Here is a 15,206-nt window from a genome sequence, read left to right on the forward strand (position 1 = left end):
ATATGTGTATAAGAGACAGGTTATATTCTTTATAGCATATAAAACAGCTACCATTAGTACTATACCAATAGGAAGTGATATCCATGCTGTTTGAACAAAACCTGCAATAATATATGTTACAAATGATACAACAGCAACTGTCATTGCATAAGGAAGCTGTGTAGATACATGGTTAACGTGATTACATCTTGCGCCGGCTGAAGACATAATTGTTGTATCAGAAATAGGTGAACAGTGGTCTCCACATACAGCACCTGCCATACATGCAGAAATTGATACGATCATTAGTTGAGGATTTGAATTTGCAAATACTGATACTACGATAGGAATAAGTATACCAAATGTTCCCCATGATGTACCTGTCGCAAAAGCTAAGAAACATCCAACCAAGAAAATTATTGCTGGTAAGAAATTCATTAAAGCGGCTGCGTTATTTTGCATAATACCACCAACAAATTCAGCAGCACCTAAACTATCTGTCATAGCTTTTAATGTCCATGCAAAAGTTAAAATTAAAATAGCAGGAACCATTGCTTTAAAGCCTTCAGGAATACATTCCATACATTCATTGAATTTTAACACTTTTCTAGCAACATATAAAATAACTGTTATTACTAAAGCAAATATACTTCCAAGAGAAAGACCTACTGAGGCATCACTACCAGAGAAAGCTTCAATAAAACTTGCCCCAGAGAATAATCCACCAGTATAAACCATTCCAATAACACAACAAATTATAAGAGAAATAATAGGAATAACTAAGTCGATTACTTTACCATTTTCATTTACTTCTGTTGTTTCTTCTTCAACAAAACCTGCATTTAAAATTGAATGTAAATCTCCTTTTGAAGCATTTTCTTCATGTTTCTTCATTGGACCATAATCAAACTTCATTAAAACTAAACAAATCATCATTGTAATAGTTAAAAATGCATAGAAGTTAAAAGGAATCGCTTGAATGAATACAGAAAAACCATCTTCACCAGGAACAAACCCTGTAACTGCAGCAGCCCATGAAGATATAGGAGCAATAATACAAACAGGAGCAGCAGTAGCATCTATAAGATAAGCAAGTTTTGCTCTTGATATTTTATGTTTATCTGTTATAGGTCTCATAACGCTACCAACTGTTAAACAGTTAAAATAGTCATCAATAAAAATCAAAACACCTAATACAATTGTAGCAAGTTGAGCACCAATACGTGTTTTTATTTTTTTACTTGCCCAGTTACCAAAAGCAGCAGAACCGCCTGCTTTATTCATTAAGGCAACCATTCCTCCAAGAACAACAAGGAAAATTAAAATACCTACATTGTAACTGTCTGAAAGAACAGCAATAATACCATCATTTAATACATGAGTTACAGTTTCTTCAAAACTACCTGCAGCATAAAAAATACCGCCAAAAACAATACCTATAAATAATGAACTGTAAACTTCTTTTGTAATAAGTGCAAGAACAATAGCAATAATTGGAGGAACTAAAGACCAGAAAGTTGCATACATAGCTGGTTTAGCTGCTTCAGTTGTTTCTGCACCTAAGATTGGGAATACTAACATTAAAATAAGCATAAAGCTAGCAATACCCGTCATTAATTTCTTCTTTGAAATTTTCATAGTACACCCCTTCAATTTTATTTAAATTATGTAAATAAAGACAAATAAAAAAGCCTTAAATGACATCACTTTAGGACGCATTCATGGCAAAATAAATTTACTATAGATAGCGCTCCACAATCGTGACAGTATATTACATATTATATAATATACCAGAATATAAATTATTTGGGTAATTTATACTCTTCGGCAGTATCCCCTTTCCTTTATATAAATCCCAAAATACAATATAAAGTACTGATGAACACCGCACCTCTATCATTTTTATATATTTACCTTTCTTTTTTACCATTTTTACATAATATTGTCAAGTTATATTTTATATATAATAAATTTATCAAAAAATTTTCTGTTTTCCACTTAACATTATATAGTCATCTTTGTTTTCCTTATAAATTTTAAACCCATATTTTAAATATTAATCCTTTGCATAATTATCTTTACTTACAGATAAAGATACACTATTATACATTGGTCTTAAATTTAGTAAAAATATTTTTAATAAATTTTCTCCAATACCTTTATTTCTGTAACTTTTTTCTACAGACATACATAATTCAGGAATCTCTTTCGAAACATATCCATATCCATGAAAATTTTCATCAAACAATATGCTCCAAATCATAGCAATAATTTTTCCTTTATGTTCACATACATAACAAATATCTTTATTTAATTTGAAATTCTCATAATATATTTTAATATTTGGATCTTTTAAAATATCTTTTGAAATTGTAATATTATTCCCAACATAAATTGCATAATAAGTAAAATCTTTCAAAAAAGATACTTCATTACTTTTTATTTTTCTTATCTTATAGTCTTTATTCATATATTTAACCTTCAAAAAAAGGCACTTTTATAAGTGCCTTTTTTTAATATTTATTTTTTAGAATTTTTTATTCTTGCTTGAGCAGCCGCTAGTCTTGCAATAGGAACTCTAAATGGAGAACATGATACATAGTCAAGTCCTACACTATCAAAGAATTCTATACTTGCAGGATCCCCACCTTGTTCACCACAAACACCGCAGTGAAGCGCAGGATTAACTGATCTACCTTTTTTAACTGCCATATCAACAAGTTGACCAACACCTTCAGTATCAATTGTTGCAAATGGATCTTTAGGGAAAATACCTTTTTCAATATATTCTTTAATATAAACTCCGGCATCATCTCTACTAAATCCATATGTCATTTGTGTTAAGTCATTTGTACCAAATGAATAGAATTCAGCAACTTTTGCAAGTTGATCAGAAGTTAAAGCAGCTCTTGGTATTTCAATCATAGTACCAACTTTGTAATCAATTTTAATTCCTGTTTCTTTAAATATATCATTTACAGTTTCTCTTATTCTATCAATTACATATTTAAGTTCTAAATAACTACCTGCTAAAGGTACCATTATTTCAGGAGTAATATCTAAATTATCTTCTTGTTTTGCTTCAATTGCAGCCATTATAATAGCTCTTGTTTGCATATTTGCAATTTCAGGATAAGTAACAGCAAGTCTACAACCTCTATGACCAAGCATTGGGTTTAGTTCATGAAGTTCATTTACTCTTGCTTTCAATTCTTCAAATGTTAATCCCATATCTTTTGCAAGTTGCTTGATATCTTCATCTTCTTTAGGAAGGAATTCATGTAGTGGTGGATCAAGAAGTCTGATAACAACTGGTTTTCCACCCATTGCTTTGAATAATCCTTTGAAATCATTCTTTTGCATTGGTAAAATTTCAGCTAAAGCATCTTCTCTTTGAATTAATGTTTTAGCACAAATCATTTTTCTAAAAGCAAAAATTCTATCAGCTTCAAAGAACATATGCTCTGTTCTGCATAATCCGATACCTTCTGCACCATAATTAGCAGCAACAGTTGCATCTTTTACTGTATCTGCATTTGTTCTTATCTTAAGTCTTCTTATTTCATCAGCCCATTCCATTACTTTATTAAAGTCATCTGATAAAACAGCATCTACAGTCTTAATCTTTCCTTCGTATACATTACCTGTTGAACCGTTTATTGATAAGTAATACCCTTCATAGAATATCTTACCACCTATTTCAACATATTTTTCTTCTTCATTAACATGGGCAGCTTCACAACCTGCTACACAACATTTACCCATACCTCTGGCAACAACTGCAGCATGAGATGTCATACCTCCTGTAGCAGTTAAAATGCCATTTGCAGAGTTCATTCCTTCAATATCTTCAGGAGAAGTTTCTTTTCTAACAAGTAATACTTCTTCTCCTCTTTCTTTTGCTTCAACAGCATCTTCTGCAGAGAAATAAATTTTACCGCATCCAGCACCAGGAGAAGCAGGAAGACCTTTTGTCAAAGGAATTGCTTTTGCAAGCTCATCAGTATCAAATCCTTTATGTAATAATTGATTTAATGTTGAAGGTTCAAGTCTTAAAATAGCTTCTTCTTTTGTGATCAAACCTTCTTCAACCATATCTACTGCAACTTTTAATGAAGCTTGAGCAGTTCTCTTCCCTGAACGTGTTTGAAGTAAGTATAATTTACCTTCTTCAATTGTAAATTCAATGTCTTGCATATCTTTGTAATGATTTTCCAAAAGTTTACATGCATTTATAAATTCTTCGTAAACTGAAGGCATCACATCTTTTAAAGTATCAATATGTTGAGGTGTTCTAATACCTGCAACAACATCTTCACCTTGAGCGTTCATCAAGAATTCACCGAAAATTTTATTTTCGCCTGTGGCAGGGTTTCTTGTAAATGCAACACCTGTTCCTGATGTTTGCCCCATATTACCGTAAACCATTGATTGAACGTTTACAGCAGTACCAATACGATTTGGTATATCATTTAACTTTCTATACGCAATAGCTCTTGGGTTATTCCATGATTTAAAAATAGCTTCAACAGCAGCCATTAATTGTTCTTTTGGATCATCTGGGAATTCGTATCCTTTTTGATCTAAGAATAATTCTTTGTATTGTTTTACAACTTGTTTTAAATCAAAAGTTGTAAGTTCGGTATCATATTTATAACCTTGTTGTTTTTTCCTTGTTGTAAGAATATCTTCGAATAAATTTCTATTCATTCCAAGTGCAACATCACAAAACATTTGTATAAAACGTCTATAACTATCATATGCAAATCTTTCGTTTCCTGTTTTCCTTGCTAAAGCTTCAACTGTTCTGTCGTTTAAACCTAAGTTTAATATTGTATCAAGCATTCCAGGCATTGATATTTTTGCTCCAGAACGAACTGAAACCAACAATGGATTTTCAACTCCGCCAAACTGTTTTCCTGTTATTTGTTCAAGTTCAGCTAATTTTTCATAAATTTGATTGACAATTTCTTTGTCAATTTCACAACCAGTTTTGTAATAATCTATACAAGCCTCTGTTGTAATTGTAATACCTTGTGGTACTGGTAAACCTATACTTGTCATTTCTGCCAAGTTTGCTCCTTTACCACCAAGTAAATCTCTTTGGCTTGCATTTCCTTCTTTAAAGGCATAAACAAATTTTTTAGCACACATTTTTAACCATCCTCCTCAATAAATGTTTATGACATTACACAGTAAAAAACTGTAATATTTATAATAAGCTGTAAAACAGCATATTAACTAGTTTTTATATTGAACTTCAAATCCTTCATAAGATGGAAGTCTCTTTTCATGAAACCTTTTTAAAATTTCTCTTGCTTCATATGCAATAACACCATTTTGTTTTTTATGTCTTGCAAAATATCTTAAATTTTCCAAAGCTTCATTTGTGTTAAAACCTGTTCTAAGGCATATAACACTTGCTGAGTATTTAAGCTCATAACTTCCGTTTTTACATTGTTCTAATAAAAATTCTTTATATTTATCAAAATCTTCCAACATAATATCGATAATAGTCATAATATCTTTATTGGTAATGTTTGCATCAACGATACGCTTTTGTTCCAAACATCTTGCTCTGTAATCTATTTTTTCTTTAAAAAGTTCAAATATATCCCCTTTTTCCTCTATTTGTTCTCTAGTCATAGGCTCAATAGTTTTTTTCTTTTCTATTTTCTTTCTAAGCCTTAACTGTTTTTTTTCTTCTTTTTCTCTGTTATGCATGTTGATAATATCTTTTAATGACATACTTTTCTCCTCTAAATATATAATTTAAACTTTTACATTAATTATTAATATTATTTTACTATAATTTTTAAACAATTACAATAAAAATACCCTATAAAAAATTACACTTGCCATATTTTTCAACTAATATGACAAGTGTAACTATTATTGTTTTATGTTATATTAAAACATAACTTTTTCACTAATATATTTAACTAAATCTTCAATTTTTATTCTTTCTTGTTCCATTGAATCTCTGTCTCTAACAGTAACAGCGTCATCTTCCAATGTATCAAAGTCTATTGTAACACAGTAAGGAGTACCAATTTCATCTTGTCTACGATATCTCTTACCAATATTACCTGCTTCATCATAATCAACCATAAAATGTTTAGAAAGTTCAGCATATACTTCAGTTGCTTTTTCAGATAATTTCTTTGTTAAAGGAAGAACTGCCACTTTATAAGGAGCTAAATAAGGATGTAACTTAAATACATTTCTTGTTGTGTTATCTTCTAGAGTTTCTTCTACATAACAATCACAAAGAAGTGTAAAGAATAATCTACCTGCTCCAACACTTGGTTCTATACAATAAGGATGGAATTTTTCATTTGTTATAGGATCAACATATTTCATATCTTTTCCAGAAAATTCTTCATGTGATTTTAAATCGAAATCAGTTCTGTCTGCTATTCCCCAAAGTTCTCCCCATCCGAATGGGTATTCATATTCAATATCTGTTGTAGCATTTGAATAATGAGATAATTGTTCTTTTGCATGATCTCTAAATCTAATGTTTTCTTTATTAATTCCAAGAGAAACTAAGAAATCAAAACAATATTGTCTCCAATATTCGAACCATTTCATTTCATCTTTTGGTTCACAGAAAAATTCAAGTTCCATTTGTTCAAATTCTCTTGTTCTAAAAATGAAGTTACCAGGTGTAATTTCATTTCTGAAAGATTTACCAATTTGTCCTATACCAAAAGGTAATTTTTTTCTTGTTGATCTTTGAACATTTTTAAAGTTTATAAAAATCCCCTGACAAGTTTCCGGTCTTAGATAAATTGTATTTACACTATCTTCTGTTACACCTTGGAAAGTTTTAAACATTAAGTTAAATTGTCTTATTTTTGTAAAATCATGTTTACCGCAATTTGGACAAACTATATTGTTTTCTTCAATATAATTTTCCATTTTTTCATTATTCCATCCATCAGCATTTGCATCAAGACCTTTCTTTTCCAAATCATCTTCAATTAATTTATCAGCTCTAAAACGTGATTTACAGTTTTTACAATCCATTAAAGGATCATTAAAGTTTTTAAGATGACCACTTGCTTCCCAAACTTTTGGATTAACCAAAATGGCACTATCAAGCGCAACATTGTAAGGTGATTCTTGAATAAATTTTTTAAACCATGCATTTTTAACATTATTTAAAATAAGTGTTCCAACAGGACCATAATCAAAACTATTTGCAAGTCCTTCATAAATTTCAGAACCTGGGAATATTATTCCTCTCATTTTTGTAATACTTATTATTTCATTTAAACTAAGCCTTCTTGTCATTTTTTCCTCCATTTTTTATTTATTGCATATATTAACTTAATTTTATCATATCTGATAAAAATTTAAAACTATTTGTTTTCTTTTGAAGATTATAAGTTATATAATTATTCAAAATTACAATTATATTGTTACATTCTTTTAAAGATACCTTAGTAAAATCAATATTTTTAATATCCTTTAAGTTTATATAAGTTAGTTCATTAATTAAATTTATTTGTTTTAAAGTTAATTTATTTGATGAAAAATACTTTGTTGTACATTTTTTGCAAGATAGTATACTGCTTTCAAAATCAAGGTAGTACTCACTGCATTTTACATCACCGCATATATTACAATATTTAAAATCAGGAATAATACCTGAAATACCAAGCAACTTTAACATAAACATAAGTGCTACAAAAGATATATTTTCTATTTTACATTTTTGAATTAAATCTAAAGTATAAAATAAAAGATTAAAAGTTATTTCTTCTTCCATTTTATCTTCATAAAATATATCAATAAGCTCACAAATATAACTTGCAAAAGAAAGTCTCTCAAGGTCGGTTTGTATTCCCGGAAAACTTTTAATATAATCCGCACTTTTTAAAGTATAAAAATTTTTACCTGGATATAAAACAAAATAACTATAAGAAAATGTGCTTGTTTGGGCTATTACTTTACTTCTCTTTGAAGCAGCATTTTTTGCCATAACACTTATTTTTCCTCTTTCTTTTGTAAATACAGTAAGTATCCTATCATTATCCGAATATTTAATATTTTTTATAACTATACCATGATATTCTCTTAACATAAACCCCTCTAAAATATCATTTATCAAATATCTAATGCGATTTTATTACATAAATATATTATATTTTCAATAAGTATTAAATTAATTTAACATGTTTAAAATTTCTAGTTACATTATTTAAAATATAAGAAAAAATTTTAATAAAAAGTAATATATATTATTTCAATGTTACAACAGTAGCACCATCTCCACCTTCACCTATATCACCAAGTCTGTATTTTTTTACATATGGATGATTTTTTAATAATTCACTAACGGCTTTTTTTAGTACACCAGTACCTTTCCCATGAATTATTGTAACAAGTTTTAAGTTTGCTAAATATGCATCATCTAAATATTTTTCAACTTTTAAAATAGCATCATCCGCATACATTCCTCTTAAATCCAAGCTTGTTTTAATAGTTTTCGCTTTGGTATTTGAATATTTAATTACTGATTTTTGTAACTGTTCTTTTTCTCTTTTTGAAGGCTCTATTTTAGAAATTGGAATCTTTGTTTTTATTATACCTGCCTGAATAAATACATTATTTTTATTATCAAATCCAAGTATTGTCGCATATTGATCCAAACTCTTTATATATACTTCCTGGCCTACTTTAAAATCTTCTTTTTTACTTTGTTTATTCTCTTGTTTCTTTATTTCATGAGAAGGAATATAAGAATTTAAAAGTTCTTCTTTTTCTTTAATTTGGTTTTTAATTTTATCTATATCTTTTTTATATTTATCATTATTTGCATTAACATTTTTTGGAATGCTAATTTTATTTAATTTGTTTATAATTTCTTTAGACTCTCTTTTTGCATCAGCAATAATATCTTTAGCTTTTAAGGAAGCATCAAGCATAATTTTTGATTTATTATTTTCTAAATATTCTTTTTCCTTTGTTAGCTCGTCATTTAATTTTTCATTTTCAGCTAACAATTTCTCTACTTCATTTTTTTCTTTTTCAACTAAAGCTGTTTTATCATTAAGTTCCCTTATAAGCTCTTCAATATCTCTATTTTCTTTTTTTATGTTTTTCTTTGCTTTTTCAATTATTGCACTGTCAAGTCCAAGTTTTTTAGAAATTTCAAATGCATTTGATTTACCTGGTATACCAAGTATTAATTTATATGTTGGTGATAATGTTTCAACATCAAATTCAACACTTGCATTCATTACATCCTTTTTAGTTATAGCATATTCCTTTATTTCACTATAATGAGTTGTCGCAAAAACCTTTGCTCCGATATTCTTAAGTCTGTCTATAATTGCAACCGCAAGAGCAGAACCTTCTATAGGGTCTGTACCGGCTCCTAATTCATCTATTAATACAAGTGTTTTATCGTTTGAAGAATTAACTATATCTACTATATTTGTCATATGAGAAGAGAAAGTACTTAAACTTTGAGCAATACTTTGCTTATCTCCTATATCGGCAAAAATATTTTCGAACACAGGCAAACAGCTGTTTTCATTTGCAGGAATAAAAAGTCCGCACTGCATTAAAAGTGAACATAAGCCAACCGTTTTTAAAGTAACAGTCTTACCTCCTGTATTTGGACCTGTAATTATCAATGCTTTAAAGTCATTGTTTAAAACAATATTTGAAGGGACAACCTTATTAATATCTATAAGAGGATGTCTTGCTTTTTTTAAATCAATAGTGTTATCTTCACTTATAACAGGTTTACTATATTCATTTTTTATACAAAAATCTGCTTTTGCATTTAAAACATCTAAATATAAGAGAATGTTTTCGTTAAATTTCAAACTATTTGCATTTTCTTTTATCTTTAGTGATAAAATTTTTAAAATAGTTTCAATTTCTTTTTGTTCACTTATTTCAAGTTCTTTTAATTTATTGTTTAAATTTACTATTGCCTCAGGTTCAATAAATAATGTTGCACCACTTTGAGATGTATCATGAACAATACCTCTAACCTCACCTTTATATTCAGATTTTACTGGAACAACATATCTCGAATATCTTATAGTTACAATATTTTCACTTAAGTATTTTTGATACTTATTTGAATTTATAATACTGTTTAATTTTTCTCTTATTTTATTATTTGTATTTTTTATGTTTCTTCTTATATCATAAAGAGTACTGCTTGCTTTATCACTTATGGTTTCACTATCTATTATTACTCTGTCAATTTCCTTTTGAAGATAAGATAAATCTTCAATATTATTTGCGTAATCTTCTAATGTAGGGAAAACATCTTCTTGTGACAGATTAGATAAAATATGTTTTTTTACCAAAGAAGCACATTTTATACTTTTTGAAATATTTATAAAATCATCATTTATAAGTATTCCATCTTTAGATGCTCTTGATATTATATCTTTATTTACTTTATAACCATAAATAGGAAGCGATGAAAAAGAATGAGAAAATCTCACAAGTTCATCAAGCTCATTTAATTTATCAGAAATTAAATATATATTATCTGTAGGTAGCAAACTTAATATCTCTTCTTTTGCATTATCGCTATAAGCATGTTCACTTATTAATGAAATTATTTTATTAAATTCTAAAGCTTTAAAAGTTTTATCATTCATTTTTATCTTCTTCTTTTCCCTTTTTTATAAACTTTTTTTGTAATTGGGCGTCTTTTTTGAGGTTTATTTTTTTTAACAATTTTAATCTTTTTTCCTTCTGAATTATAAGCAGGTCTAGGTCTTACACTTTGTGAACCATATGCTTTTATTTCATTTTGAAGTCTTCTTCTTCTTGTTTTTTTCCTCTTTTCTAATCTTTTTTTTGTTCTGTGTTTTGAAGAAATAACAAGAGCCATAACAATAAGACAGGCTAATGCTATAAATATAAGAGCATTTGTAATAAATATATCAAAAGTAGACCTCATATTTACATCACTTTTAGAAAATGCAGGAACACTTTTAAAAAGTTTATTATTATAATAAACTTTTATATCTCCAATATTGTCATCTTCATGTATTGAATTTACAAGTCCTAATTCTTCTCCTGCTGTTTTCTTTAAATAATCTTCATTTGGAGAAAATTCTATTCTAAAATTTTCCTCAGTTGAATTTTTATTAGTATAAACATAAATATCGTCATTAACCTTAACTTTTAACTCTCCTGTTTCTCCAAGAGCTAGATTTTGAACAGTATATTTATATAAAGTTTTCTCTTTTTCTTCAATTAGTAATTTTTTTGTTTCTGTATTACCATATTTTAAAAGATTTTTTGCATATGTAAATTGTTCTTTTGTTGAAGATGCATGAAGTACTGCTGCATAATATTTAACACCTTGTGAATTTTCACTAGAAACAATTACGCATCTTCCAGCTTCTGATGTATATCCAGTTTTATCTCCTTTTGCAAGATTGTAAAAATAATCGCTAGACTTAACTATAATATAGTTATGACCTGACCATTTATGAGTTGTTTTATTAGTAGTTGTTTCATAATATGTAGAATTAACAACCCTATTATAAAAATCATAATTATCTGCATAAGCAGCAATTAAAACCATATCATGAGGTGTTGAATAATGATTACTATCATGAAATCCATGAGGATTTGCAAAATGAGTGTCATTCATTCCAAGTTCTTTTGCTTTTTTATTCATTGCATCAACAAAAATATCATATGCTTTTTCCTTGGAAGTTTTTTCTCCATTTATAATATTTCCAACATTACATGCAAGAACAATGGCAGCATCATTACCGGAAGGAATCATTAAACCGTATAGCAAATCTTCATATGATAAGAATTCACCTTTTATTAAATCAGATACAGAACTACCAGCAGGAAGCCAATCAAGTTCGCTTCCTACGGTAACTTCTTCATCTAAATTTTTTACATAATCCAAAGTAATGGCTGCTGTCATAATTTTTGTCGTACTGGCTGGGTACATTTTTTTATTTCCATTATAATTATAAAGTTCACTTTGGGTTGAATCTTCATATAAATATAGCCCCAAGCTTGAACCTTCTTTAACAGTAGGTGCAGCTGCATTTATATTTGAATTGATATTAAATATTAATATAAAAGTCATTAAAAAGCTTAAAACAACTCTTTTTAATCTTCTTTTGTTTTGCATATTGCATCCTTTCGATATACTAGTCTAAAACAATGTTATTTCATTATCAAACAAGTCTTTACACTCATTTATTTTTGATTTATTTCCGGCAACACATTTAACCGAATTCTTAATTACATCATCAAACATTTTTGCATGTTTAATTAAATCTTCTTTTTTAGTTGTTAATACTTCTTTTCTTCTTTTCTTTATATCTTCATAAGTATCTAATGTATATACTCTTGAAACAAATTCTCTTATTTTTCCATAAACTGTTAAAGGAACATCCATGTCAGATATTGTACCGATTATAAGTTTATTTACATCCTCATCAGTTAAATCTAGATTATTTATACACTCAAAAAGATTTTGGTACACATCATACGTTCTTTTTACATTTGGATCTCTATATGAAACTAAACCTAAATTTCCATATTTATCAATTTGAATAAATGAACCATATGCACCGCCCATAACTCTTACATTGTTCCATAAATATTCAGTTGACAAATATTTTTTTAATACAAGCATTGAACCTTCATACTCATATCCTAAATCTTTGTATAGGTATCCTTGTCCTACATAGTTAACAAGTGAAGGCATTATAATAGAAGTATTTTCTTTGTTTTCTTCATAATCAAAGTTAATTGTTGTTTTAGATGTACTTTGATATTTATTTAAAAAGTCTTTAGCTTTTTGTATACTTGTTTGTTTGTCTTCTTTGCTTACAGTTATTATAACATCTTTTCTTGAAGATATAATTCTATCCACAAGTTCTTTAAATAATTTAATTATTGTTTCATATTTTTCTTCAAAATTATCATTTATTTCCTTTAAAAAATTATAATAACTTATTCCACTTAAAAGAGTAATAAACTTAAATTTTTTACTTATTTTAGCAAACATTTCATTTAGTACCATTTTATGTGTTGCTGACATTATCTTAGATTGTGTTTTTGATAATTCTTCCTTAATAACATCTCTTAGTTTTTCTTTGTTATCAAAATCACTTCTTAACAAAAGTTCTTCCATTATATCATACATTTTATCTTCTTTTTCACTAAATGCCTTTATGCAGCAAGTAAAAAATGATCTGAATTCCTCAGTATTTTTTACATTTTGATATGGTGAAACAGTAAATAAAATGTCACCTAAATTTTCATTTATTTCGTTATTTAAATGAATCATATCAAAGTTTTTAGTATCAAAATTCTCAAAACATTTTGTAAGAAGAGACAAAGCGTGAATTTCTTCATTTGAATTTAAAGGTACTTCATAATTTATATCTAAATAAGTTATATCTTTTGTATCATCTACTCTTACATAAATATCATTAATTCCTTCATGAATAATTTCAATATCATTTACAACAATAGGATTTTCATCTATGTCTTTTATAGATATTCTTGGAACCAAAGCTTTCACTTCGTCACTATCAGGTGTTTGTTGAGCTTTTAGCAAAGCGTTTGTACTTTCTACCAAGCTTTCCAACTCTTTATCATTTAAACTTTTTTTGAATTCACCAAGTTTTTCTTTTAAAATTTCATCATTTTTATCTGATAAATTTTCTTTTGGAGAAAGTATCACAAAGTTATATTTATCATTTTCTACAATAAATTCTTTTATAACATTTTCAAACAAACCATTTTCAGCTTCTTCTTTTATTTGTTCTAATGCATTTTCATATTCTAAAAGTAAAGTCGGATTTCCATCATATAACCAACTTTCCATTATTGTAATACCATAAATTAATCCTTTTGGATATGTTCCTGTATCTGCTTCTTTTAATTCAAATTCAAAATTATTTATAGCAGATTTAATAATATCTTTATCTATACCATCATTAATAATTTTTTTAAATGTAGAAATAACAGTTTCTTTAAATACTTCTATTTTATCTTTCTTTGCATTTTTAGCGACTACACTAAATACAGGTTGCAGTATTCCATTATTATAATCAAGAACCACTTCATCAGCGATTTTAGCATCAAGAAGGGCTTTCTTTAAATAAGAAGAATCTGAATCAAAAAGAATCTTACATAATATTCCAAACGTAAGACCAAGCTTAACATCTAAAACATTTCCAATACTGTAATTCAAAGCAAGCAAATATTTACTGTCTATATCTTCATTTGAATTTACAGAATACTCTTTTTCCACTCTTTTTGCAATATTACTAAAATCAACTTGTTCATTGATTTTTGAATCTATTTCTATTTTGTCATAATTACAAAGATAAGATTTATCTATATACTCAAGGTGATGTAAAATATCTGTATCACCATATATATAAATGTAAGAATTAATTGGATGATAATACCTTTTGTGAAAATTCAAAAATTCTTCATAAGTTAAATCAGGAATATATTTAGGATCCCCTCCTGATTCGTAGAAATAAGGAGTATCTTTATATAAATTGGACTCTATGCTTCTTGCAAGGATATCTTCAGGATCAGAAAAAGCACCTTTCATTTCATTATAAACAACGCCATTGTATTTTATTTCGTCGTCTTTATTCTCTATATGGTAATGCCATCCTTCCTGTTTTAAAATTTCTTCTTTATCATATATTAAAGGATTAAAAACAGCATCCAAATAAACATCCATTAAATTTCTAAAATCAGCTTCATTTGTACTTGCGATTGGATACATTGTTTTATCTGAAAAAGTCATCGCATTTAAAAAAGTGTTAAGTGATGATTTTATAAGCTCAACAAAAGGTTCTTTTAAAGGATATTTTTTTGAACCACAAAGAACACTATGCTCTAAAATATGAGCACTTCCCGTATTATCAACAGGAGGAGTTCTAAATGTTATGCTAAACACTTTGTTGTTATCATCATTTTTAATATATAAAAGTTTTGCACCGGATTTTATATGCTCAAATTCATATGAAACAGAATTTATTTCATGAACATTTTTTACATTTTTCAATATAAAGTTTGAATATACTTTATTTTGTTCTAATTTCATTTGTACCTCCAAATGTATTCTTTATTTTACTTATCATAAAAATATATTATATATAATTTTGCTCTTTTTATAAATACTTTATTTATATAAATTTAAATATTTTACTTTTTTTATAAATAAAATTAAT

9 protein-coding genes and 1 riboswitch are annotated in these 15,206 nt (G+C 27.6%); all 9 genes read right to left on the reverse strand.

Annotation, left to right across the window (positions count from 1 at the left end; genetic code table 11):
- A partial coding sequence (locus tag ACTQYZ_RS05560; protein ID WP_441416177.1) for a Na+/H+ antiporter NhaC family protein occupies positions 1-1,617 on the reverse strand: 1,617 nt, incomplete at its 3' end.
- Positions 1,618-1,716: 99 nt separating this feature from the next.
- A riboswitch (Lysine riboswitch) is annotated at positions 1,717-1,883 on the reverse strand.
- A gap of 152 nt (positions 1,884-2,035) precedes the next feature.
- Complete coding sequence (locus tag ACTQYZ_RS05565; protein ID WP_441416178.1) at positions 2,036-2,449, reverse strand: GNAT family N-acetyltransferase; 414 nt, start codon at positions 2,447-2,449, stop codon at positions 2,036-2,038.
- A 50-nt stretch (positions 2,450-2,499) separates the two neighbouring features.
- The gene (gene ppdK / locus ACTQYZ_RS05570; protein WP_441021843.1) at positions 2,500-5,133 is read right to left on the reverse strand and encodes a pyruvate, phosphate dikinase; all 2,634 of its coding nucleotides are present in this window, start codon (positions 5,131-5,133) and stop codon (positions 2,500-2,502) included.
- Positions 5,134-5,220: 87 nt separating this feature from the next.
- Positions 5,221-5,727, reverse strand: coding sequence for a hypothetical protein (locus ACTQYZ_RS05575; RefSeq protein ID WP_441021845.1), 507 nt, complete (start codon positions 5,725-5,727; stop codon positions 5,221-5,223).
- Positions 5,728-5,889: 162 nt separating this feature from the next.
- Positions 5,890-7,278: a glycine--tRNA ligase gene (locus ACTQYZ_RS05580; RefSeq protein WP_441021846.1), complete on the reverse strand. Its 1,389-nt coding sequence runs from the start codon at positions 7,276-7,278 to the stop codon at positions 5,890-5,892.
- A 31-nt stretch (positions 7,279-7,309) separates the two neighbouring features.
- Positions 7,310-8,071, reverse strand: a complete 762-nt coding sequence (gene recO / locus ACTQYZ_RS05585) for a DNA repair protein RecO (RefSeq protein WP_441021848.1) — start codon at positions 8,069-8,071, stop codon at positions 7,310-7,312.
- Between the two features lie 157 nt (positions 8,072-8,228).
- Positions 8,229-10,619 (reverse strand): endonuclease MutS2, encoded by a 2,391-nt coding sequence (locus ACTQYZ_RS05590; RefSeq protein WP_441416179.1) that lies wholly within the window; start codon positions 10,617-10,619, stop codon positions 8,229-8,231.
- Between the two features lie 2 nt (positions 10,620-10,621).
- Positions 10,622-12,127 (reverse strand): serine hydrolase, encoded by a 1,506-nt coding sequence (locus ACTQYZ_RS05595; protein ID WP_441416180.1) that lies wholly within the window; start codon positions 12,125-12,127, stop codon positions 10,622-10,624.
- Between the two features lie 24 nt (positions 12,128-12,151).
- Positions 12,152-15,079 carry an insulinase family protein gene (locus ACTQYZ_RS05600; RefSeq protein ID WP_441416181.1) on the reverse strand — a complete coding sequence of 976 codons (2,928 nt, stop codon included), beginning with the start codon at positions 15,077-15,079 and terminating at the stop codon, positions 12,152-12,154.
- Positions 15,080-15,206: the final 127 nt, after the last annotated feature.

The organism is Anaerofustis sp. LCP19S3_F7 (assembly GCF_052119445.1).
Taxonomy (GTDB): domain Bacteria; phylum Bacillota; class Clostridia; order Eubacteriales; family Anaerofustaceae; genus Anaerofustis; species Anaerofustis butyriciformans.

Coding starts and splice junctions, on each gene's coding strand:
- ppdK (WP_441021843.1), bottom strand. CDS start 5,133: ATGTGTGCTAAAAAATTTGTTTATGCCTTTAAAGAAGGAAATGCAAGC.
- ACTQYZ_RS05575 (WP_441021845.1), bottom strand. CDS start 5,727: ATGTCATTAAAAGATATTATCAACATGCATAACAGAGAAAAAGAAGAA.
- ACTQYZ_RS05580 (WP_441021846.1), bottom strand. CDS start 7,278: ATGACAAGAAGGCTTAGTTTAAATGAAATAATAAGTATTACAAAAATG.
- ACTQYZ_RS05590 (WP_441416179.1), bottom strand. CDS start 10,619: ATGAATGATAAAACTTTTAAAGCTTTAGAATTTAATAAAATAATTTCA.
- recO (WP_441021848.1), bottom strand. CDS start 8,071: ATGTTAAGAGAATATCATGGTATAGTTATAAAAAATATTAAATATTCG.
- ACTQYZ_RS05595 (WP_441416180.1), bottom strand. CDS start 12,127: ATGCAAAACAAAAGAAGATTAAAAAGAGTTGTTTTAAGCTTTTTAATG.
- ACTQYZ_RS05600 (WP_441416181.1), bottom strand. CDS start 15,079: ATGAAATTAGAACAAAATAAAGTATATTCAAACTTTATATTGAAAAAT.
- ACTQYZ_RS05565 (WP_441416178.1), bottom strand. CDS start 2,449: ATGAATAAAGACTATAAGATAAGAAAAATAAAAAGTAATGAAGTATCT.